The following is a 23,951-nucleotide window of genomic DNA, read 5'->3' on the forward strand; positions in this document are numbered from 1 at the left end:
AGTGGCTCGCTCTACTTTTACTAGTTATAAACTTTTTTTCTAATAATTAAGCTGTAATTATTGGTACGGTTGGTCATAGCATTAATAAAAACTGGCTGGGCACTAATAAAGTTTTTAATCTTTTGTAATTCTGTTAATTTTATATCACCTTGTTCATATTTTCTATCAAGATAAGGTTCATTAAATAGATCATATTTGATTGAGATCCTTGACGGATAGTCAATCATCATTTGCTGATCTACTAGCACATCTCGTGGTAAAATATAGGCTTGATTTAAATATTGCTCAAATGTTTGAGGAACTTCTGACAATTCTGAAATTGATTTTAAATAAATTGGACTCCAGTTTTCACTGACAATGTAATCAAAATTAAACTCTTGCTTTAACTCAGCTATCACCTGTTGAAAAGCAGGGGTAAATTGCCAAATTTTTTTGTTTCTATTTTTAGGATCAATCACTTCTTCTATAATTAATGGCACATCATTAAAACGTATTGTACCCCCAGGTTTTACCAATCTAAGTGCATGTTTCAACATGCTTTTCTGTCCTTCTGATGAAAGGTATTTAAAAATATAATGACCAAAAATAAGCTGAAATCGATCTGTATCTTCAGAAAATTCTTCTAGCTTAGTCACATCCGCATAACGCAAAACATTTTTATGTCGATTACGAAACTTGAGAATACCGGCGCTGTCTTGTCCGCCTTCTGGGATATTTGCCTCACCATAAATCAAGTCTACACCAACAGCTTGTATAGGCTCAACATCAGCATTCAAATATTGCTTAAGTTCTTCATGCAACTGATTCATCCACAATACAATAGCATTACGGCCTTCAGCTAAGCTTAATATTTCTTCACCCCATAAACTTTGATAGTCAATTTGGTATTTTTTCAACAAATCTTTCTTTGGCCCCAATTTTTCTCCGTGATGATCTGATGAAAGCAAAAGTTTATTCCAACCCTGAACAAACCAATAGTGATTCATTCGTGGACTAAGCATATTTTGTAATTGAAGATTATGCAGTGCATGCGGTATTGGATATAAATATTCACCCGTTATTGGAACCTCACTGCCTTCATGATTGGATGCTACAACTACAGAAACTTCATTACCATCTGGTAACTGCATACGATGCAAGATAAGGTTATTCTCTTGCTGTGCACTCGCTTTTTGCAAGAAAACACACATTAATAAAACACTTAGACTTTTAACAATAGTTTTAAAAAATGGAATCGCCATAACAAATCGAGAGTTATAATAAATTGCTACCCATATCAAGATTTAAAAATATGCATACATAGGAGAAGACATAATTATGCAACTTTTTAGTTGCTTATTTATATTAATTTGTAGTATGAGTCATTTCGTACGTAAGCCTATTGAAAATAAGGAGAATCTATGAAAAATGAAATCAAACGGGAAATTATAATCAATGCAAGTCAGGAAAAAGTATATGATGCCATTAGCAACCCCAAAAAAATAACCCAATGGTTCCCAGAAACTTTAGAAGGTAAGTTTGAAGTAGGTGAACAACCCATTTTTGGTTTTGGTGAAGATGGCAAAAATCAAGTGTATATAGAAAGTGCTTCGCCTTATTCTCACTTTTCTTATCGCTGGGTTCCAGGCGCAAATCATTTTTTAGGTGATGTTACTAAGGTAGCAAACACACTGGTAACTTTTAGAATTGAAAGCTTAGGAGGTGACAGATGTAAGGTTATTTTAACTGAAACAGGCTTTAGTCAGTTGCCAAACAATGTAATAGAAAAATCTTTCAAACAAAATTCTGGAGGTTGGGACTTTATGTTAAATCGTTTGGAGCAATTCTTTGACGCAAAGTAATTTAAATGAGTCAAAAATTTATAAAGCCCTTGGAGATCCCGCACGCTTAAAGATGATCCATCGCTTATCCAATGGATCAGCAAAAACCATTGGAGAACTATCAAAAAATTTAAACATGACCCGACAAGGTGCAAGAAAACAACTGCAGGTTCTTGTCCAATCAAATCTTGTAAAGCTAAATAAGTCTGGGAGAGAAACTCATGTCGTTATAAATATAAAGACTTTAGAAAAAGCTAGAACGTTCATATATAATATAGAAAAACAATGGGATGCCCGGCTTAACGCATTAAAGAATTTTGTAGAAGCTGAATTTTAAATAAAGTTAAATGTAATATAGCAATCTCAACGGAGCCTCCTAATTTTATTGACAAATAAGCTATGATATAAAGTTTTGGCTTATCGCTTCAGTATAATAACAATATATTGCATACCCTCATGGTCAAAACTAGTTCTTGGAGGTTCTGGTTTCAAGCTTGCTGCATTAATGCTTTTCAATACGTACCTATAAAGTTGTTGATTGATTTTTACTTTTGACATTCCCCAGTCAGATGAATGTATATGAGGCAATAATGCTGCCAGCTTATCTTCCATACAACTAAAGTGTGCAAGATAAAGCGGCTCTGAAAACTCTATACACTGTTCAAATTGACTCATAAATAATCTTGCAAACTCTGTCTTGATAAATGTATTTACATCTCGTTTAATCAGCAATACTTCAAAATCACCCTGTTTTTGCAGCTCTGTGAATAATTGTAATCTAAAGTTTTTTAGGGCAAATAAACTCGCTGCCATGTTAAAACGAAGCTGTCCTCCAGTTTTTAATAAAGTTGTAGCTTGTGTAACAAAGTTGATTGCTGGCAAATAAGAGTCATAATAATCCACTAAATGGCCAAACAAGAAATGACTTGCTATAAAATCATAGTTTTTCTCTTTTAATCTTACGTCATCTATTAATAACAACTGTGTAGCATCGCCTTGAACTAAATAAGGTTCAAATTGTTTCTCGTGCCATTTAAATAACTGATTTTGAGCCTGAGCTATAAATATTTCCTCATTATCATCATATTCTACAGTGTCTTTAAAATATGAGAGGTCTATGGATAGAATATTATTTTCTTCTGGCTCAAATGTTCTTAATACAAATGGCATAAACTCACTGCTTGATTCACCAACAAATAAAAATCTTTCTTTTTTAAGGTTTTCAAGAACATCAGACATTGAAAAATCATCCAACATATTATTAAGCAAAATGTCATCATCTCCACTTTTCCAAATCTGCTCTACTTTTTCTATATTGGCTTTATTAACAGCAATTTTAATAGCTTCTTGATTAATCCAGGTCAGTTGAAACGGAGTGTTTTCATCATCTAAATTGGTAAATTTTAGCCAATTATCTAATGCCAAATTTGCTAATACATATGGCGTTGCATACTCTGTGGCCCCAGTAATTCTTATGGGAATATCATTGTATGTCATACCTAAAATAGGGAATGAGCCATTTATTTGATGGTAAAACAAATGCTCTTGCCTATAACTTTCAGCTTTAAATGTAACATTGGGTACATGCCCATGTGGAGACTCAAGCTTAAGAGTTTTTTGCGCATAAACAGTACATGAACAAAGAAAAATAAGTACTAAAACTAAACTTTGAATAAATTGCACTACATCCCCTTTCAATGAGAATTCCTTTCTTATTGAAAATATTTTTTTAACGCAAGCAAGAATTTTACTCAATTAAAGACTTTAAAAGATTACAATTGCTTAGAAAACAAAATCTTGGTAAATAACGCATAATATCAAAAATAAACTAAACTTTAATAAAACACAAAAAAGTATTCAGATGACAATGATGTATCATTAACTATCTCAACAAACCTGAAAGCATCTTTATAATGACAAAACATTTACTACAAATCATCCCTGGTTTTATACTGTTATTCAGTTCGGTTGTTTTGGCAAATCAGAAACTAAAAACTCAATGGACTGGTTCAACTCAATGTGAAGTTATTGTAAAAATCAATGCTGATGATGCTTTTGTTGTGGCCGACCTTGCAAAAAGTTTATTAAATCATGGGCTGAGCTATCATCCAAGCAGTAGTTTTTTAACAGAAACAGGGCAAATATTTATAGCAGACAAAAAGGTGTCTACAAAAAATATTCATTTCACTCATCCAAGCTGTATAGCTGAACTTCAAACCCATTGCTTAACTTGGCTTGAAGCCCTAGAATTAAATCTACTCCCTTTCTCTAGCCAAAATCTTATTACAGTTTCAAACCTTTCACTGGTATCATCTTTTACAAAGTTAGACCCAAAAGGTACTGGCTGCTGGCCAATTGATAACAAAGTAGAACCTGAATTTGAACCCGATACTCAACCTATAGGTGACCATGACCCTGACTTTGATGTTCGCAATAATTTTGTACAACCAGAACCTTTACCAGTCATCTTACCTATTCCCACTGGCCCTATGGGAATGCCGCAGACTGTTATTATTCAGCCCGGTTCTAAAGCCTATCCTTTTGCAGCTGAGCTCGCTAGAATTTTGGCTGATCAAGATATTGAACAATGGGTAAAAAACACTATTTTGGCAATCTTAGGTACAGGTACTGTTGCTGCCGTTTTATTAGCTGTTGGAGGTGTGACCAATGGCGGGCTTTCCACATCTCTCTCTTTTGCTCCTCTTATTGCAGCGGGTACAGTTATCATTTGGATTTGTCACATGGGAGGAATTGATGTTGATGAACAAGCCTTAAAACTTAAAAACAATTCAACCAGTTCAATTGACACTTATACAATAGAAAAAGATACTATTTTATACACAGTAAAATGGGATAATAACAAGCTAAGCCTAGAGTTCATAGACAAGCAAAATATAAAAATAATGGATGGTACGCAATGTGTAAAAGCAAGTCACCTCTCTCATCATGGTGACTGTTAATTCATAACTATTAAAATATTTAAAAAGATGTCATTTAAAAAACTCTATTAAATCAATACTCAATATTGATGCGCTGCATTTTTTATGTTATGTCACGGAATAATTATTAAAGGAAACTATGGTATGAAAAATTGGCACATCTTATTAACATTTATTTTAACTATTAAATCCTTATTTGCTACAAATATTCCGTTGCCCAACCCCAGTTTATTTTGGGAAGTTGACTCTAGGTTTCAAGGTGAACACTGTTATAGCAACACTTTTTTTGATGATCGTAGAGGCAATATAAAGACAAGTATTTTAAAATACGGAACTCCACAGCAGCCTCAATATACCTATTTTATTTATGAATTAATTGAAGAAGATGCCGTTTATTGTCCTGAAGATAAACCTCACTATGGACGCTGGAAGTCTTATGACTATCGTTATCCAAATGAATATAAAAGAATCGTCCCTATAACCCCTATTGTAACCAATGTATACCTTACAGAATACTCAAGCCCCTATGCTAGTCTTGAAAAGTCAACTCGATTTAACTTTGTATTTATTCCTCAAGGAGCTACAATCCATATTTATCAAACTGATAGCAAAACCTTGGTTAAACAATTGTATTTTGAACCACAGGTCATTGACTCTGAGGATGAAAATGCATTTGATAAGATAAGCCCCACTTCATTAGATTTCACAGAAGCATGGGAGAGCCTACCGGCTGGGAGATATATCATTGTTTTTCAAAGTGGAAATCAACGCTTTAGCCAACAAATGTTTAAAGTTATTCACTAAAAATACAGACACTTACTGACCACTTAAAACAAAACATTGACACTTTGCATAACTTTTTGCTAGTTATCTGTATTAATGCGGTGCATATTACATTTTAGGCTTGGAATTGTTGTGACTTTGTATACTCTTCTGTGTTTTGCACAACATCAAGAAGCTTTAATTGAAAGAAATATTTTTCAAGATTATAAATCCAATCGTGAATGGCGATCTGATGTTAATCAATTAAAAAAATTATTTTCTTTTTTAAAAGATGATCCTGAACGCAGATCCGAATTAAGTTTTGAAAAAGTTTTAGATACACAATGGCAATACATAGGAACTGTCCAAGAAGTCCCAGACAAACCATCTGGTTCTTTAGATCATCTAAAAATATATATTGAAACATCGCCAATATTTTCTCAGCACTTAACTTTTACCTCTCAACAGTCCAGGTCTTTAGATTTATACTTATACAATGATTGGTCACCTCATAAAATTAAAATAGAAAACATAAGTTTTAGTCCAATCCAATGGATAAATTATCGCGAAGAAGTTGATAATTTTTTATTTGGTTTACTGGGTAACAGTGATGGAATAGATGCAACTTACTCAACGATATCGGGTACATCATTTTTTGTTGATGACCAAGAATCATTCAAAGATCTTTTTGATCTAGAAAAAGAAGAAAACACTTTAAATTACAACTCTACATTTTTTGTCCATAGAGAAGATAATCAGTTCTACCGTATTCAACCAAAAGTTGGCGCATGCTTTCTTGCAATGGAAGATACTTACCTTGTATGCAATACTTTCATAAATATACCTCAAATTAATCGTTATAGCTCAAACCCCATACAAAGTAGACGCAACAGATATCAATACAACTCACTGAATCCATTAGATGGCTTCTACATATTTAAATACATGGTATATAAAAGAGTTTCTGAACCTAACGAAGCTCTTGTAGAAAACAATTAATTTCAAATGTGCTATAATTGTATTTTTATATGGATTCACCTATCTGCTCTATAGTAATGTCAAATCATGTCAGGAAAAGTTGAAACGGTTGATATTGTATTACCTTTGGTTATTTCTGAAGACCAAAATCAATGGAAGACAAGCATAGCAAAAAGACTTAAGGTATCAATAGATGATATCCATGAAATGCGTTTGATTAAGCATTCAATTGATGCTCGCCAAAAAAAAATTAAAATCTCGTTAAGAATTGAAGTTGGTATCAGACAAGCTTTACCTAAACAAGAAGATCTACCTCAATTTAAGCTTAAACCCCTGACTAAAAATAGCAGAACAATTTTAATTATTGGTTTTGGCCCTGCAGGCATGTTTGCTGCACTAGAGGCCATTGAATTAGGTTACAAACCCATTATTTTAGAACGTGGTAAAAATGTCTTTGATCGCAGAATTGATTTACCCAAGGCAACTCGTAAAGGCTATATTGAAGAAGATTCAAATTACAGTTTTGGTGAAGGTGGTGCTGGAACATTTTCTGATGGCAAACTTTATACACGTGCAACTAAAAGAGGCCCGGTTAAAAAAGTTTATGATATCTTAGTTGCTCATGGTGCTCCTCCAAGAATTTTAACCGATGCTCACCCACATGTTGGATCAAACTTATTACCTAAAGTGGTTATGCGTATCAGAGAAAGTATTATTAACGCAGGTGGAGAAATTTACTTTTCTCAAAAGGTGAATGATTTTATCATCCAAAATGAAAAGGTTATTGGAGCTCGAACACAGCAAGGCCAAGAATTTATCTGTGATGCTACAATTTTATGTACTGGCCATTCAGCTCGAGACATTTATGAACTCTTACAGCAAAAAAAAATCATCATCGAAAACAAACCTTTTGCAATTGGTGTTAGAATTGAGCACCCTCAGGCTTTGATTGATAGTATACAGTATCATTACCCACGCGGTGATGTCCGCCCGGAAATGCTACCAGCTGCTCGTTATACTTTAAGTAGCCAAGTTGAAGGACGTGGCGTACATTCATTTTGTATGTGTCCTGGAGGATTCATTGTACCTGCAGCAACACAAAATGATGAAGTAGTGGTTAATGGTATGAGTCTGTCAAAAAGAAACTCACCTTTTGCCAATAGCGGTATTGTTGTCAATGTAGAGGTTGAAGACACCTTAAATGCACAGCAAGAACATGGAGTTTTGGCTGGAGTGTTATTTCAAAAACAAATTGAACAGATAGCCAAAAAAGCTGGTGGAAATGGTCAAGTTGCTCCAGGACAAAGGCTAACAGATTTTTTATCAGGTAAACTTTCCACCAGCTTGCCAAAAACCAGTTATGTTCCTGGTGTACAAACTGCCCGTATTGATCAGCTACTACCTCAATGGATTGTAAAACCCATGAAAACCAGTTTTAAATATTTTGAAAAAAATATGCCGGGCTACATCACTGAAGAGGCGCTATTACTAGGTTTTGAAACCAGAACCAGTTCCCCTGTACGTATTCCCCGTCATAAAGAGACACTAGAACATCTTCAATTAAAAAATCTTTATCCTTGTGGTGAAGGAGCAGGCTATGCCGGAGGTATCGCCAGCGCGGCTATTGATGGAATGCGATGTGCTAAATCTGCCATTTTAAATCAACAAAATAAATAACTTTAAAAGTTATATAAACCAAAACCTTTACTATATTAGACTTAGCTTAAGCTGCCTATATTAACATTTATTTTAAAGGACTTGAAATAGGTGTAAAAAATACACCAAAAAAATAAATATTTTTTATACTATCTTTTTGCTCTAAAAATCATATAGAATCTACTCATGCAGGTGATTAAAAGAACAAAAAAAAATTTTGATGCCGCGCATATTTTTATTGCTATTGTTAAAAAAAATGTCATATTCAAAAAAAGCCAGTGGCTTATAGAAAGAGGTTTAATTAAGTGCAATTAAAAACTAATGCAACCAACCAAAGTAAAAAAAAGGCGGAGCCCCCGTCTGCAGGCCCCATTCCCCTCCAAACTTTTCCCTATTCAAGTTTTGCTTCCGCAAGTTTAGAGACAAAACTTAAGTCTGTTAATCATACAAAAAATACATTCCCTATTCATGCCCAGGCCAATCATTTTCGGAAGCAGTTTTTCCCTGACTGTACAATTCAAGAATGGAATGATTGGAAATGGCAGGTACGTAATAGAGTAAGAAAAATAGACCAACTCGAACACATAATAAATCTTACTGACGATGAAAGAGCCTCCATCATCAGACGAACCGGCAATTTACCCATTGCCATTACTCCGTATTATTTATCTTTATTTGATAGATATAATCCACAACAAGCCATTCGAATGACTCACCTTCCTGTAGAAGGTGAGTTCATCAAAAGTCCTGGAGAAGATCCAGACCCACTGGGTGAAGAGCATGATACTGCTGCACCTGGCTTGGTCCATCGTTATCCTGACCGTGTTTTATTTCTAACCACAGGATTTTGCTCTACTTATTGCCGATATTGCACCCGTTCACGTATGGTAGGTGAGACCAATGGTGTGTACAGTTTTTCTATTAGCAATTGGGAAAAAGCAGCACAGTATATTGAAGCCCATCCAGAAATTCGTGATTGTTTGCTTTCTGGTGGTGATCCTTTAAGTATTGACAATGATAAACTAGAATGGTTGCTAAAAAGATTGCGTTCTATTAAGCACCTAGAGTTTATCCGTATCGGCACAAAAATCCCCATTGTCATGCCTCAGCGAATAACCAAAGATTTGTGTAAAATGCTAAAAAAATACCACCCATTGTGGATGAGTATTCACATGACTCATCCAGATGAACTGACACCAGAAGCCGCGGAGGCATGTTCTCGTTTAGCAGATGCTGGTATCCCCCTGGGTAGTCAAACGGTGTTGCTTAAAAACATCAATGATGATGCTGATGTACTAAAAAAACTTTTTCATGGTGCATTAAAAATGCGTGTTAAACCTTATTACCTCTATCAATGCGACCCTGTTGCAGGTTCAGCACATTTTAGAACCCCAGTAGAAAAAGGTATAGAGATCATTGAAAAATTGCGTGGTCATACCACTGGTTATGCTGTACCACAATTTGTGATTGATGCACCTGGCGGCGGCGGAAAAATCCCACTTATGCCAGAATATATTGTTGGTCGTGACAAAGATGATCTTTTGTTGAGAAACTTTGAAGGTCATATTTATCGTTACCCCGATCCTGGTGGTACAACTGGACAAAATCAACAAAAACTCAAAGAACAATTATCTTGTTCAAGTTTAGGAAATAAAAATGCTTAAAGTAGGTTTTACTTTTGATTTAAAAGACGACTATTTAAAACAAGGTTTTTCACCAGAGCAAGCTGCAGAGTTTGACAGTTTAGAAACCATTCTTTTTCTTGAACAAGCACTCAAAGCCAACAATTACCAAGTTGAAAAAATTGGCGGTGTCAAAAAGTTGGTCAATGCCTTAGCTAAAGGAAAGCGGTGGGATATTGTTTTTAATATTTGTGAAGGTGTAAAAGGTTTTGGCCGTGAAAGTCAAGTACCAGCTTTACTTGAAGCATATAATATTCCATTTGTTTTTTCATCATCAGATGTGATGATGATCACCATGAATAAGTCAATTGCAAAGTTATTGGTAGAGCAACATGGTTTAAAAACACCAAAGTTTGCTGTTATCAATAATCCTAACGATATTCAAAATGTAAACTTACCCTTTCCACTTTTTGTTAAACCTTTAGGAGAAGGCACAGGAAAAGGAATTCATGACAAATCTTTAGTACACAACCAAGTTGATTTAGAAAATGCATGTATGTCTATTTTGAATGAATTTCATCACCCAGCCTTGGTTGAAACATATTTAAGTGGACGTGATTTTACAGTAGGTGTTTTAGGCTCGGGTAAAGAGGCCTATGCATTGGGCGTGATGGAAGTAAAACAAAAATCTGGGAAAAAGCTAATATCACAATGTTATTATAACAAAGAAAACTGTGAAAATGTTTTAGACTACAGTCTAGCTACAGATGACATAGCCAAAAATGTTGCTCAATTGGCTGTTCAATGTTGGCAAGTTCTAGGATGCCATGATGCTGGACGGGTTGATATTCGCTGTGACGATCAAGGAACGCCATACTTTCTTGAAGTTAACCCTATGGCGGGCTTGCACCCTACCCATTCAGATTTGCCTATTTTAGCACATTTAAGTGGTATGAATCATGTTGAATTGATCGGTAAGATCATGAAGTATGCTTTAGCACGCCATAATTTAGACGCAAAAGGGCTAAAAATTATTTCGCACCAACAACAGCTGGCATGAAAATTCTAATTCTTTTCAGCGAAGCGCATACCTCTAACAGGGAAGATCTGCTAGACACCATGCTGCAAGTTAAAGAAATAAAACAAAGTTTGCATGACCTAGGTTACACAATTGATACTTATGCTTTTTCAAGTAGTTTAGGTCAAACGGAAGAGACCTTAAAAAACATAAAACCTGATTGTGTTTTTAATTTGGTTGAAAGTATTGATGGTCGTGATGCCAACTTGCATTGCGCAACCAGTTTATTAGAATTTTTAAATTTACCTTATACAGGTTGCCCAAGTTATGTTCTTTCTCTTTTGAATAGTAAAGTAAGACATAAAAAATGGTTACAACAACTTAATTTGCCAACCCCAGATTTTTTAACGTTTACAGACTTAGTATGTAAAAAACCTATGTTAAAATTGAATCAAAATGATTTATACATGATTAAGTCTGATACTGAGCATGGTTCATTAGGCTTGAATAATGATTCAGTAGTTCAAGGGAAAAATCAAATTTTGCAAATGATAATGCATAAAAAAGAACAATACAAAGGTGATTGGTTCGCTGAAAAATTCATCGTCGGTCGTGAGTTTAATATTTCTATGCTAGAACAAGCTCATACAAGTTCATGTGATGTTCTTCCTATTGCAGAAATGCAATTTGTTGGTTTTCCAGATACCAAACATCATATTGTTGATTATGAAGCAAAGTGGCATGAAAACAGTTGGGTAAGTCAAGCTACACAAAGATCATTTGTATGCACTGAAAAAGATAAAAATCTTTTCACTGAGCTAAAAAAATTATCAAAACAATGTTGGGATAATTTTGCCCTTCGTGGTGCCGCTAGAGTGGATGTTAGAGTTGATGAAGATGGAAAACCTTGGATTTTAGAAATCAACCCTAACCCTTGTTTAACAAAAGATGCTGGTTTTATGGCTGCAGCTCAGCAAATGCGTTTAAATCATAAAGATGTTATAGAACGTTTGATCCAAAAGAGAATTGACTGATGTTTCGTATTCGTCAAATATTGGATGCTTCAGCTCCTGCTAATTCACATATTATCATACAAGTTCAAGATTTATTAAAACAGCAGTTTAGCGCAGTCAAAGATGAAGAAATTAATACTTTGTCTCAAAAATTAAACAACCCATTAAAATATCGCTTTCAAAGTCGCTTATTTGTAGCTGAAAAAAGCCATCGTCCTATTTTAGGTTTTGCATGGATGTTGTATGTTTCTGATTTAAATTTTTGTATTCTTGATTATATTGCATCTGGCAGCAGTAAATCTGGGCAAGGTATAGGAGAAGCTCTCTATGCTAGAGTACAAAAAGAATGTTTAGCTTTGGGTGCCAATGCTCTTTTGTATGAATGTTTGCCTGATGACCCCAAACTTTCTCCTGATCCAAAAATTCGCAAGCAAAATGAAAAACGTTTAGCTTTTTATGAACGCTTTGGAGCTTTTCCAATTATGGGAACCCGCTATGAAACACCTGTTAAAGAAGGTGATTCTGACCCTCCCTACTTACTTATTGATCGGCTTGGGCAAAAAATGCCCACTGATAAAATGTTTCAACGTTATGTACAAAGTTTTTTAGAACGTAAGTACGGTGATCTTTGTTCACCAGATTATATTAAAAAGGTTGTTTCATCTTTCAAAGCTGAAAATATTCACTTACGTAAAGCAAGATATTATAAAAAAGACCGTCCTGCCCTCAACGATTTAAAATTTGATAAAAAGTTATTTTTAATTGCTAATGAAAACCATAATATTCATGATGTGCCCGATCAAGGTTATGTTGAGAGCCCTGTTCGCATTCAAAGCATACTAAAGGAAATGGAAAAACTTTCATTTGTTGAAAAAGTTAACCCACAACATTTTTCAGATAAACACATTACTGCCGTTCACGATACAGATTATGTTTCTTTTTTAAAAAAAAGTTGTATGCGTATCTCTAAAGGTAAATCAGTATATCCCTATGTTTTTCCAATCCGCAATCAATCAAGAAAACCCATTGATACTGCATTATTGGCAGGTTACTATTGTATTGATACATTTACTCCTCTCAACAGCAGCGCATACCTTGCGGCAAGGAGCGCTGTAGATTGTGCGTTAAGTGCAGCGGATATAGTTCTCGATGGCCACAGCATAAGTTATGCTTTGGTTCGCCCTCCAGGCCATCATGCAGAAAAAAAATCTTTTGGTGGTTTTTGTTATTTTGCCAATACTGCCATTGCTGCCCATTATTTATCCAATTATGGAAAAGTAGCCATTTTAGATATTGATTACCATCATGGGAACAGTCAACAAAATATTTTTTATGAACGCAGTGATGTTCTAACCATTTCTTTGCATGGTGACCCAAAAATTGCATACCCTTACTTTACTGGCTTTAAAGATGAAACAGGTGCACTAGAAGGTAAAGGGTATAACATAAACATACCTTTGCCAGAAAAACTGCGTAGAGATGAGTACTTGCTACAACTTAAAAAAACACTGAAAATCATTGATAGTTTCAATCCAGCTTTTTTATTGATTGCTTTAGGCTTAGACACAGCTAAATCAGATCCAACTGGAACATGGTCTTTACTGGCTGAAGATTTTGAAAAATGTGGTGCTCTTATCGGTGCTAAAGGCTATCCTACCGCTGTTATTCAAGAAGGTGGATACCGTACACAAACACTAGGTATCAATGCCAAAAATTTTTTTAAAGGTTTTTATAAGGCGCATCAAATGGCAAAAATAAAACCTACACTGCAGAAACAAACAAAAAAATCATCTTCTAAGCAGCCTAAAGAGATTTTTCGAACACATGTACACTTAGGTGATATTGAAGCCATTAAGACAGTAACGGCTGCTACTCAGGTTTTTTCACAAGAAGAAATACTCACTGCCGGTGAACTTGTTTCTGAAAGCATACATCACGGTGATAAAAAATCAGGTTATTCTTTTATTATTTATGAACAAGACAATAAAGTCTTAGCCTATACCTGCTATGGCCAAATTGCTTTAACTCAAGCAAGCTACGATTTATATTGGATTGTTGTTCATCCCTGTGTTCAAGGTAAAGGGATAGCACAAAAGATTTTACAAAAGACTTGGGATGACGTGAAAGCAAGAGGCGGAACATCTTTGCATGCAGAAACATCTTCACTGCCAACTTACAAAGCTGCACGAAAGTTTTACAAGCGTTTTGGGTTTAAACAAATAGGAGAGTATCAGGATTTCTATAAACCGGGCGATGCAAAAGTAACTTTCATGATAAAGTGTACATAATCACCCAATAACCCCTGCTAAGCTCGCTTTTATTATAGTTATTATAAATTGACTCCTGTCACTTACTGCTAGTTTTTTGTTATTCATTGCTATAAACTATGTTTTTTTGTTAAAGTAAGTGCATGCATTTTTTTATTATATTTATAATATTGCTTTTTCCTTTTATATCTAGCGCCGGATCGGCAAATGCCAATCTTCACTGTATCAGTCCAAATAAAACCAATGAGCTTGAAATCCAAGGCAATATTCCTGGAGATTATGCAGAATTTAAACTAGAAATTACTCAAAAAAAAATAAAGCACATTTTTCTATCTGATTTGGAATCCAATAAAACTTCCAACAACATCTACCTATCAAAAATAACTATAGTCAATTCATTAAAAAACAAAGTCTGGACGCTTGATATTCTTACAAATGACGGGCATAAAAACTTACAGCTTTTTGCTTTACCAGAAACCGTAGACATTCAATGGTTAAAAAATGACGCTTACAAAGCAAAGTTTAAAGCAATGATTATCCGGCATTTTAGTGGAAAACGTCATAAACAAGAACCTTTAGACTGTACCTTAGAACAATATTATTAAAAAAATTTATAAATGTATCTTAAAAATGCCTTTAACGTTTAAGCTACCTTTAGCATTGAATTGTGCGATTATAAAACTTTAAACTTTTTGCATATCCAGCAATCAGATTATAAACTTTCTTCACTCATTTCCAATCTTAGCTAAATGTAAGTTATTAAAATACATTATTTTTCATGCAATTGTGTTTTTAAGCTCTGAAAAAATTTTTTGCTAAATAAATAGCTCAAATACATAAAAAATAAACCATGGATATAAAGTTAATAATTACACTTAAAAACTATCGAATTATACATGGATATAAATTCGTATTATTGGCTATTTTAATTTTTTTATTGCAGGATGCACCTCAGTTATTGTCAGCCATGATGAAAGTTTAGAACAAGAACATTTATTATGTACATAAAACAACAGTGACTTTGAAGCTGTTCCTGTTTTTTCATATACCAATAAAATGAAAACACTCTTAACCGGTTTTGCACTTAATGAAATCGAATTAGCTAAACTATATCAACATCCAGAAAATATTATTGATGAAGAAATCACCAATAATAATGCAAAAATTGTCCAATAAGCTTTAAGATAGATATTCTAAAAACATTAAAATATTTATTATTTTAACTCTAAAAATCATATGACCAAATAGAACTAAAACGCTGGTCTTGACCTCGAAAAATTTTTAAAAAAGCTTCTTGGATGTGACTTGTTATTTTCCCTGAAATCCCAGTTTCAATTTTTCTTCCATCAATAGTTCCAACAGATGCAATTTCTGTTGCAGTGCCCGTTAAAAAAACTTCTTCTGCGCACCAAAGTTGGTCTAAAGTAATATCTTCACAACGAATAGATATACCGCTTTGTTCAAGATAAGTAATTACAGCATCACGGGTAATTCCTGGCAATATAGAATTAGTCCTAGGCGTAAAAACAACATTATTCTTTACCATAAATATATTTTGACCCGATGCCTCTGCAACAAAGCCATTATGATCAAGTAAAAGCGCTTCATCAAAACCTTGACCGACTGCAAGCCCTTTACTGATAGTATTCATTGCATAGTATCCTGAAATTTTGGCTCGAGTAAAAAGAGAATTAGGTAAGGTTCTAATAATGGGTGATGTAATTAAAGAAACTGACTTTTTATCTCCCAAATACTTATCCCAAGTCCAATTTAAAATAACCAATCTAGTCGGTGGGTTCGTTCCTAGACTCAAACCTAGTGGACCACGATCTACAAAAACCGTGGGACGCAAGAAACTTTCAGTAAATTTGTTTGCTTTACATAAATCTATACAATAGTTCATTATCTCTTTTTTAGAATAAGGTGCCAAAAAACCTAAAATTTTACAACTCAGCAACAAACGGTCTATATGATCTTCTAATCTAAAAACGGTTCGTTCATGCCTATCTTTTTGATAAACTCGAATACCTTCAAATGCAGACGTACCATACAAAAATGAATGTGAATAAAAACTCAATTGGGCATCTTCACTAGGTATAACTTGACCATCTAAATGAATAAATTGTCCATATTTTTCAGGCATATTCTATCTCCAACAGTTTTAAAGCACGATCATGATCTTGCTTTAACATATTGGCATCATGATGAGCAAACCAAAATACTGCGGGTATGTTCATCTCAGACACAGTAGGATAAATAAGATCTCCTTGGTTTGGAATACAAACATGCATATCATAACTAGATAAGTGTTTTATTTTCTGCAAGTTTTTTATTCCTTTAAAAACACCTTTCTTTGTAGAATGCAAAAACAATATAGACATCATTTTTTTATACTTAATTGACTGAGGAATATTATTTTTTTCCCCAGAAAACACCTGCAAACATGCCTCTATAGGATTAAAATTGGAGTACTTAGATAACTGCTCAGGAATTTTTGCTCCACAAAATCTGGCTGCAACTTCTATGAGTTTGGGACCATCATTTGTAACTCTTAATTCTAAATGAACAGGTCCAACTTTAATACCAAGGACAGAACAGACTTGTTTAGCATATGATTCTACCTCTTTTGACCAACTAGAAGAGCATTGTAATATATTGTCTGTACAGATATTTTTTTGCTCAAGCATTTTAGACTTAGCTTCGCTCCAAATATCTGTAATATAAGTATCTAAACCATCTCCAAAAAGATTGACTGCATATTGATGCCCACCTATATATTCTTCAATAAGAGAGTGCTGTGTATATCTTCCCCAACAATCAGGAGTATTGACAATTACATCATGTGCTTTTTTTGCTTGATCCATATTTAGACAGGAAAAAACCAAATGAGATCCCCCTCCAGAAGGAGTTTTTAATATGACTGGAAAAGTGAATTCCTCTAAAACTTCAAATAACACTTCATTTTTATGACATAGCACAGAATTTCCAACTTCAAGCCCAGAGTTTCTTAGTAATTTTTTCATTTTATATTTATTACGGCAAGCCTCTGCCTTTTTTGGATCATTAGCCGGTAAGTTCATCATAGAAGCAATATAACTTGCAGATTCTACACCCACTTCTGAACCTGGTATAACAGCTTGAATTTGAAAATTCATTTTCTTCAGTTTGTTAACAATACTATCAGGATAAGTATCAACGAGCACTTCATCAAATAAAGTATGCCGTCTACCCTTTAATATATCATCCGCATACGGAATAAATATTTTCATTTCACCTTTGATACAAGCTTGAGGTAGTGTTATTACAGCAATAACCATTAAACCTTTTTCTTTGGCTATTTTGACTAACGTGTATCCAGTGGAAACAGGATCAACAATAACAATTGCTTTTTTTTTATATTTTTTCATTACTAAAAACTGTAAAAATTTTAACCTGTATATCTAAATTTCAATATTAAATAATTCTTATATAATTTGAGTATCAAGTCTATTTGCGACCTTTTTTCCACATATACACTACAATAAAATAGCTAACCACTTGATTTTCATGGTTCAAATTTGGTGCAAAAATTGCTATAAGACACAATATGTTATTTAATTTAGGGGAAAATCTCATACGTAATATTTGTGTTTTTTGTTTATTATTCTTTGTTCAAACTAGGGCCCAAGACCTTTTTCCAAGAAAAGATAAAGCCAGAGAAAACATAGGAAGGTTTTTTACAAATGTTGATGAACGAACGGTATGGGATATATATAGGGAAAACATTTATTATCAATCACTGGATGAAGTTGATTTTTCTAAGTTAAACATTAATGGACCAAACCCAATTCCTAGAGATTTAGCTCACAATCTTAAGTCTTACCCTCTTAGAGACTCTCAAAAACTAATCTCTCAGCTAAAACAGGGCTTAGAATCTTTAGGGTTAGATGAACAAGATGTCCCTAATATGTCTGCAAAGGAAGCTATAGAAAATAGTATTAAACTTTCTGACAGTCTCTTGGAAATGTATCCAAACAACTTTGACCCAGAAGATGAAGCTCAGTTAGCTCTCTTTTTAAGCAAAGGCCTAGATGAAATTGATTACTATACAAGAAGCATAGAAGAAAAAGTTGAAAACGGGAAAGGTGATTGTGATGATTTTACCAATTTAACGCTGGCCGCATTTCGTTGGTTCAAAAGTTTAAATCCGCAATTAAGTAATATATATGTGAGCGATCAAGAATGTGGTGGAACCATGGTTGGACATGCTTACAATGGTTTTATTTTTCTATTCCAAGATTCCATTGTAGTCTCTTTCCTTGATGCTTGGCTTTTAAATAAAGGCGAGTCGATGTATGGAGCGCGTGGGACAGGTGAGCACGTATCAGATGATGACTTTCAGTTTAAGCTTGATTTTTATACTTCTTTGAATAGTACGCATGGAAAGCACTATTTTCTTAAGCAAAAGCTAGCAAACACACAAAACCAAAACATTAGAAAAGAAGTGCTCATACAGCTCATTGAAATTGCAGGCTACCGTGAGCGATCAGAAGAACTTATCAATTTAATTAACCTATTCAATCAAGAAGAGATGAACAAACTTGAACATTTAAAAGAAAAAGAAATCAATGTGTATCATAAGTGGCGTTATTTAATTGATTTAGAACCAGTGATTTCAAAAAACTTGGCGGCTCAGTATATTGAAAACTTTCCTGAAAACAAATTTGAAATCGCATACATATATGAAATATATCCAGAATTAAAAAGTGATCAGTAATTGATGATGTTAGAAAGAACAATTAAATTATTAGTTAAACACAAGTCTATTACTTTTTTATAAGGTCTATGTTTTTTCTTTAACTGTGATATACGTTTAAGTAATTTATTTTTGGGGGATTATATGAAAATAAAATTATTTCTATTGGTTTTTATCTTTTACTTAGTTCGTGACTTATCACAAGCTCAAGAAAGAGGCCTTATGAGTTCAAGCCATACAGTTTACCAAGAAATGACAAAGTCTAACTTAATAAATAATGAGGAAAAACAAAAAATCATTTGCAACTATGCTTCTTTATATCAGGTTAATCCATTAGGAATTGTTGCTATTCTATGGAAACAGGCAGAGTTTCAAGATGAAGCTGAGTTGGTCATGTCTGACTTAGCAAAGTTACATGCACTAAATCAATCTAGCAATAATGAAATGATAGAACTTTATAAGCAAACCAAGCTAATAGACATTGAATATGAATCACATGGCCTAATGATACCAAGTAGAAACTCTTTTGATGGTATCATTTTTAATTCTATTGGTGCTTCTGAAATAAAAATATATATTGCCATGCGCATGGTAGAAACAAAATGGTTTCAAAATGCAGAAAAATACCTTAATGAAGCCAATGATCCTGACCCACTGTTAATTGTTAATGCTCTGAGAACTTTTGAAGGTAGTGTTGAGTTTATTGCTGCTGCGTTATACTGGATGAAAACTACCTATGCAAATTTAACAAAAATTAAAGATGTAACTCAAAATCTAGGTATGGTTTGGCAACTTCATAAAACAGGAAACTTTAATGCTATAGCAATGAGAAGAAGAACCCATGAGCTATCAGGAAACCCATTACCTATTAGAGTTTCTTCAAATGGACATATCCCAAAAGAAATTCTTAATGCTTTTGACTGTTCATTATTTGAAGAACAATAAATAACTTTCTATTGCTATTTTAATTTTTAATTTCAGTAAACGTATTTTTATTGGTTTCACTTGCATTAAAATCAATTTGTTCATCACTACCCATAGCTTGCAAACTTCCCCGGATTGTTTTTAAGCTATTATTGTTAAATTGTGTAATCATAATGATTCTGAACACTTGCTCAGCATAATCCTGATCAATAACATAGCCTTTATTGATGGGAAGACGATACGGACTGTCACTTTCTAAATAGTAGAAATACAAATTTCCGCTTGTGTCACCAGACTCAGGCATCCAAAATCTTTGTTCCCAACCATATTTTTCAGGCGTTTGCAACTGCTCTATAGTAGACATGCCTGCTAAGCCTTGAGCATAAGCCTTATAACAAATATGTTGTTTATCGTTATTTTCTAAGTGATCATTGCACGCATTTGAACTAGAATAAACCCCACATACTGGAAATAAAGAAGATTGTTTAAACTTACTCTGAGTTTCATCAATTTGATTAATCAAAAATTTTAACGGCAAATCTGAAGGGCATTTAAAGTCAAATAAGTTTGAATTTTCTATATCACTTTCTGAAATATACAACGCTAAACTGTCATTGGGGATACGTGCCCCAAAGCTTATTGTTAAATCCTGCGCAAAAACAGCAAATGAACAAACAAAACCAATAACCAATGATAATTTGAAACACTTCATAATGCTTTGCGTAATACTTGTAAAATAACGAATTGTCAAGGTATGTCATGGCCCATTTAAGTCTTTATCAACTGTATAAAAGTGTTTACTGTACTGACCATGAACGTAATAACTTTCATAATATGAAAAACAATTTTAAAGAAATAGCTTACAACGTAAACCTATGTTAGGCAACCTAAATTGTGTGGACAAAAATTAAATTACACCTGCCTTTCTTAATGTTTGGTACTTTGTTTACCTTTGGCTCTAGCTTTGGACAGACCTTTTTTATCTCACTTTTTATTCCATCTTTCACACAAAGCTTTGAAATCAGCGCTAGCACATTTGCAAATTATTATGGCTTGATTACCCTTGCCAGTGCCACTTTATTGCCAAAGCTAGGTCGTTATATAGATGAATGGGATCTTTTACATTATGCCACTGCTGTTGTTGTTGCTTTAGCATCAGGAATCATTTTACTGACTCAAAGTTACCATTATATACCATTTATTTTAGGTTTATTTTTAATACGTATGTCAGGTCAGGGGCTTATGAGTCATGTAGCTGTTACTGCCAGTTCACGATATTTTCAAAAAAACCGCGGTAAAGCCCTTTCTTTTGTCCTCAGTGGTCATCCAATTGGAGAGGCTCTGCTTCCCATAACCATGGTTTATTTAACCTTGCAGTTCGGTTGGAGACCCGCGTACTTAGCAGCCGCAGGATTTCTTTTGTTTATTTTATTACCCACTGCTTGGTCTTTGGTTAAATCTGCCCCTGATTTTAGAAAACTAAAGTCGGATATTCAAGAACCTATAAAACAAAACCAACCGCAAACAAATCCAAGCTCAAAGCAAACCATAACAAAAAGCTTTTTGCTTGCTATCTTACCATCCTATATTGCTGTTCCTATGTTTATTACCGCTTTATTATTCCATCAAAGCTTCATTGCTAAAAAGCTTGGTGTCAGCTTAAGCTTTTTTGCCAGCTGCCTAAGCCTATTTGCTATTTTTCAAATCATAGCAAACGTTTTAGTTGGAATGCTGATTGACAAATTTAGTGCAAAATCTATTTATACGGCCCATTTGCTTCCACTCATGTTAGCGCCTACCTGTCTTCTTCTGAGTAACAGTACCTTTTCCATTATAATGTACTTTATATTTTTGGGTATATCAGCTGGCTATGCCAGCAATGTAAAAATGGCTTTTGTTGCTGAGTTGGTTCCATTAAACCAATTGGGTAAACTTAAAAGCATGGCTGTTTCTGCCATGGTATTTTCAACCTCAATTGGTCCGGTTTTGTTTGCTCAAGTTTTCCGTATTTCAAAAAGTTACAATACCAACTATCTTGTTGTCATTTGTTATTGTTTAATCTCAGGTATTTTAGCACTGAGCCAAATCTCTAAAACCCAGGTATTTACTCCCAAGCTATAATAAGAACAATGAACCGTTATGCCTGTCCATATTTTAAATAATTGTTTATGTGTTTTCTCATCACTTTGTTAATCTGATTTTAAAGTTATTTTTTATCGATCCCAAGTTTTTGACAGTGTCACTCCAAGCAGTCTGGTTAAAGCCCTATTACGTGCAGGTCCCATTAAAGTTTGATCGGTATAAACTATACTCACTCCCCAATCATTGCTAAGTAAATACTGTAAACTCAATGAAGTGTTCCAAACCAATTGGTGCTCAGTTGTAGTGCCATTAATCTGAACTCCACTTTCATAGATGGGTGTTAGTTCTACACCTAATCGCATGCCTGAATCCCATAGTTTTGCACCGCCACCCATATTTGAGCTAAAACCAAATCCTGGATTAACAAACTCATTCTGCTCACCACTCTTAAACCTTCTAGCTAGAGAGTAATGCAACTCTGAACCAAGACTAGCATCAAAAAAACTCCAACTTTTTGCAAAAAGAAACCCAGTAGATAGCCTATAAAACCCCTGACTTAGCGCATCTGAAAATAAGGCATTGTTAGAATCATACACCGATTTTCCTAAAGGGACTGTAAGATTGGCAAAAACAAAGCCTTTGGGTTTCCACTTTGAATAACGGTAAAGTGGCATAAATTCCCAGCCCCCACCTAAAACTAAATCCCCTAGACCAAACTCAATTTCTTTGGAGCCTATAACTTGTCTGTATTGATAAATTAAGGGGAGTAGGAATCTGACTTGCCATCGATCGTGCACAATTCTTCCGCCTTCAATCACACTTGTGTTTCTAAGATCAATATCATCTGAATAACGTGGATAGTATCTTCCATCAGGAGATGCATCCATAACAACAGCAGAGTGCGAAAAATGAAACCTAAAAACAGACTTTTCATCCCCAGTTATAAGAGAAATGGAGGAACCATTGCCTCCACAACAAGGCGCAGCAAGTAGACGTGAAGATGTCCAAAGACAAGAGGTTAAAATCAGGTAAATGGTAAAAAATCTTTGGTAATTATCGAATTTCAATCTTTTCATAAACAACATCAAGCCAGTGATGATCGGCAGGTTTAAGTGAGGTACTCTCACAGGCATCTCTACTTTCCAACAAGCCAAGGTACAGGTCCCATTCACCCTTCATAGGGATAATAATATTTTTAAATTCAAAATTTCCGTCCGAAACCTCAGAAAATTCTGGAGCTTTTGCCAAACCATGACCCATAGAGCGCATATACAGAAACAGACATACTTCCCCTTCCGGGTTCACCAAGTCATCCGGCTCATCTTTAGGATGAACCTGAATCTTAGCAGTAATTTTTTGATACGGTTTTAAAAAAGGTGACCAGTCAAGGCTAAGACACATGTTCTCTTTAGCCAAGTAAAAAGAACAAGGTTCCTGGCGCATACTTGCTTGGCTATCTCTTACCGGGGTATCTTTCACTGTGGGTGGGCTTTGTTGATTAAAAATTGGCGATTGTTGACAAGCGCTGCATATTAGTAAAACAATAAACAATAACCCATACTGTACTTTTTGTCTCATCTGCTTATTTCACAACCCAAAGTACGGGTACGTTGAGTTTTAGGGTTTTGGCCGTTCTCAATCAATGTTAAAGTATCTCTAAGATAGTGTTTTTTTGCGGTATCTGGCATTAAACTGTCATCTACCCCACCTTCATAGACCAGACCACCGCTCTTATTCAACACAAAAACATGGGGTGTTTTTAAGGCTCCAAATTCATTGGCTAATTTAGCGTTTTCATCTCTAAACACTGGGAATGAAAGATTTAAATTTTTAAAATACAGCGCATCTTGCGTGTCATTTTCATCTTGATTGGAATGAACTCCTAAAAATTGAACTGAACTAAAATCTTGTGCCAATGTGTTCAGCACACTGATATGCCCATGAGAACATGGACATCGACTTGATAAAAACACAACCACAGTTGTTACATCATTTTTTATTTTTTTATCTGTCAAATTCGAATAATTTTGAAGCTTTGGCAAACTCGTTTGCAGTATATTCCTCAAATTATCTGCCCATAATAGGCTTACACCCATGCATATTGATAAAACGATTAACTTTAAACCAGCCTTAGA

Annotated in this window: 22 protein-coding genes; 14 read left to right on the plus strand and 8 right to left on the minus strand. The window is 34.4% G+C overall.

What is annotated here, in order from left to right; translation table 11 throughout:
- Positions 1–20: 20 nt before the first annotated feature.
- Complete coding sequence (locus PKC21_02910) at positions 21–1,178, minus strand: class I SAM-dependent methyltransferase (GenBank protein HMR24283.1); 1,158 nt, start codon at positions 1,176–1,178, stop codon at positions 21–23.
- Positions 1,179–1,400: 222 nt separating this feature from the next.
- Between PKC21_02910 and PKC21_02915 the strand changes: the two genes are divergently transcribed.
- Both PKC21_02915 and PKC21_02920 read left to right on the plus strand, forming a co-directional pair.
- Positions 1,401–1,841 carry an SRPBCC family protein gene (locus PKC21_02915; GenBank protein ID HMR24284.1) on the plus strand — a complete coding sequence of 147 codons (441 nt, stop codon included), beginning with the start codon at positions 1,401–1,403 and terminating at the stop codon, positions 1,839–1,841.
- Complete coding sequence (locus PKC21_02920) at positions 1,828–2,157, plus strand: helix-turn-helix domain-containing protein (GenBank protein ID HMR24285.1); 330 nt, start codon at positions 1,828–1,830, stop codon at positions 2,155–2,157. Before PKC21_02915 ends, PKC21_02920 begins: the two co-directional genes overlap by 14 nt.
- 80 nt (positions 2,158–2,237) lie before the next feature.
- On the opposite strand, the gene PKC21_02925 is transcribed toward PKC21_02920, so the two are convergent.
- Complete coding sequence (locus PKC21_02925) at positions 2,238–3,503, minus strand: hypothetical protein (GenBank protein ID HMR24286.1); 1,266 nt, start codon at positions 3,501–3,503, stop codon at positions 2,238–2,240.
- A 230-nt stretch (positions 3,504–3,733) separates the two neighbouring features.
- On the opposite strand from PKC21_02925, the gene PKC21_02930 reads away from it, so the two are divergent.
- The 9 genes from PKC21_02930 to PKC21_02970 all read left to right on the plus strand — a co-directional run bounded on the left by PKC21_02930 (position 3,734) and on the right by PKC21_02970 (position 14,680).
- Positions 3,734–4,780, plus strand: coding sequence for a hypothetical protein (locus PKC21_02930; protein ID HMR24287.1), 1,047 nt, complete (start codon positions 3,734–3,736; stop codon positions 4,778–4,780).
- Between the two features lie 123 nt (positions 4,781–4,903).
- A complete protein-coding gene (locus PKC21_02935) occupies positions 4,904–5,563 on the plus strand; it encodes a hypothetical protein (GenBank protein ID HMR24288.1) in 660 nt (219 codons plus the stop codon).
- A 111-nt stretch (positions 5,564–5,674) separates the two neighbouring features.
- On the plus strand, positions 5,675–6,520 hold the full coding sequence (locus tag PKC21_02940; GenBank protein HMR24289.1) for a hypothetical protein: 846 nt from the start codon (positions 5,675–5,677) through the stop codon (positions 6,518–6,520).
- Between the two features lie 66 nt (positions 6,521–6,586).
- Positions 6,587–8,176 carry an FAD-binding protein gene (locus PKC21_02945; protein ID HMR24290.1) on the plus strand — a complete coding sequence of 530 codons (1,590 nt, stop codon included), beginning with the start codon at positions 6,587–6,589 and terminating at the stop codon, positions 8,174–8,176.
- Between the two features lie 284 nt (positions 8,177–8,460).
- Positions 8,461–9,819 carry a KamA family radical SAM protein gene (locus PKC21_02950; GenBank protein HMR24291.1) on the plus strand — a complete coding sequence of 453 codons (1,359 nt, stop codon included), beginning with the start codon at positions 8,461–8,463 and terminating at the stop codon, positions 9,817–9,819.
- Positions 9,812–10,837 carry an ATP-grasp domain-containing protein gene (locus tag PKC21_02955; protein HMR24292.1) on the plus strand — a complete coding sequence of 342 codons (1,026 nt, stop codon included), beginning with the start codon at positions 9,812–9,814 and terminating at the stop codon, positions 10,835–10,837. Before PKC21_02950 ends, PKC21_02955 begins: the two co-directional genes overlap by 8 nt.
- Positions 10,834–11,829, plus strand: coding sequence for a D-alanine--D-alanine ligase (locus PKC21_02960; GenBank protein HMR24293.1), 996 nt, complete (start codon positions 10,834–10,836; stop codon positions 11,827–11,829). The genes PKC21_02955 and PKC21_02960 overlap by 4 nt, the downstream gene beginning before the upstream one ends.
- Positions 11,829–14,096 (plus strand): GNAT family N-acetyltransferase, encoded by a 2,268-nt coding sequence (locus PKC21_02965; protein ID HMR24294.1) that lies wholly within the window; start codon positions 11,829–11,831, stop codon positions 14,094–14,096. The genes PKC21_02960 and PKC21_02965 overlap by 1 nt, the downstream gene beginning before the upstream one ends.
- A 122-nt stretch (positions 14,097–14,218) precedes the next feature.
- Positions 14,219–14,680 (plus strand): hypothetical protein, encoded by a 462-nt coding sequence (locus tag PKC21_02970; GenBank protein ID HMR24295.1) that lies wholly within the window; start codon positions 14,219–14,221, stop codon positions 14,678–14,680.
- A gap of 620 nt (positions 14,681–15,300) precedes the next feature.
- On the opposite strand, the gene PKC21_02975 is transcribed toward PKC21_02970, so the two are convergent.
- Positions 15,301–16,218 carry a branched-chain amino acid transaminase gene (locus PKC21_02975; GenBank protein HMR24296.1) on the minus strand — a complete coding sequence of 306 codons (918 nt, stop codon included), beginning with the start codon at positions 16,216–16,218 and terminating at the stop codon, positions 15,301–15,303.
- On the minus strand, positions 16,211–17,482 hold the full coding sequence (locus PKC21_02980; protein ID HMR24297.1) for an ATP-grasp domain-containing protein: 1,272 nt from the start codon (positions 17,480–17,482) through the stop codon (positions 16,211–16,213). Before PKC21_02980 ends, PKC21_02975 begins: the two co-directional genes overlap by 8 nt.
- 179 nt (positions 17,483–17,661) lie before the next feature.
- On the opposite strand from PKC21_02980, the gene PKC21_02985 reads away from it, so the two are divergent.
- Together PKC21_02985 and PKC21_02990 are read left to right on the plus strand one after the other, a co-directional pair.
- Positions 17,662–18,831, plus strand: coding sequence for a hypothetical protein (locus tag PKC21_02985; protein ID HMR24298.1), 1,170 nt, complete (start codon positions 17,662–17,664; stop codon positions 18,829–18,831).
- Positions 18,832–18,954: 123 nt separating this feature from the next.
- On the plus strand, positions 18,955–19,755 hold the full coding sequence (locus PKC21_02990; protein HMR24299.1) for a hypothetical protein: 801 nt from the start codon (positions 18,955–18,957) through the stop codon (positions 19,753–19,755).
- Between the two features lie 19 nt (positions 19,756–19,774).
- Here PKC21_02990 and PKC21_02995 read toward each other — a convergent pair whose 3' ends face one another.
- Complete coding sequence (locus PKC21_02995) at positions 19,775–20,446, minus strand: hypothetical protein (protein HMR24300.1); 672 nt, start codon at positions 20,444–20,446, stop codon at positions 19,775–19,777.
- 182 nt (positions 20,447–20,628) lie between these two features.
- Here PKC21_02995 and PKC21_03000 point away from each other — a divergent pair, with 182 nt between their 5' ends.
- Positions 20,629–21,855, plus strand: coding sequence for an MFS transporter (locus PKC21_03000; GenBank protein ID HMR24301.1), 1,227 nt, complete (start codon positions 20,629–20,631; stop codon positions 21,853–21,855).
- Between the two features lie 92 nt (positions 21,856–21,947).
- On the opposite strand, the gene PKC21_03005 is transcribed toward PKC21_03000, so the two are convergent.
- From PKC21_03005 to PKC21_03015, 3 genes are read right to left on the minus strand one after another with little or no spacing between them, the layout of a single operon-like run.
- A complete protein-coding gene (locus PKC21_03005; protein ID HMR24302.1) occupies positions 21,948–22,892 on the minus strand; it encodes a hypothetical protein in 945 nt (314 codons plus the stop codon).
- The gene (locus PKC21_03010) at positions 22,870–23,394 is read right to left on the minus strand and encodes a hypothetical protein (GenBank protein HMR24303.1); all 525 of its coding nucleotides are present in this window, start codon (positions 23,392–23,394) and stop codon (positions 22,870–22,872) included. The genes PKC21_03005 and PKC21_03010 overlap by 23 nt, the downstream gene beginning before the upstream one ends.
- Positions 23,391–23,912 (minus strand): thioredoxin-like domain-containing protein, encoded by a 522-nt coding sequence (locus tag PKC21_03015; protein ID HMR24304.1) that lies wholly within the window; start codon positions 23,910–23,912, stop codon positions 23,391–23,393. Before PKC21_03015 ends, PKC21_03010 begins: the two co-directional genes overlap by 4 nt.
- Between the last annotated feature and the right edge of the window lie 39 nt (positions 23,913–23,951).

The organism is Oligoflexia bacterium (assembly GCA_035326705.1).
Taxonomy (GTDB): domain Bacteria; phylum Bdellovibrionota_G; class JALEGL01; order JALEGL01; family JALEGL01; genus JALEGL01.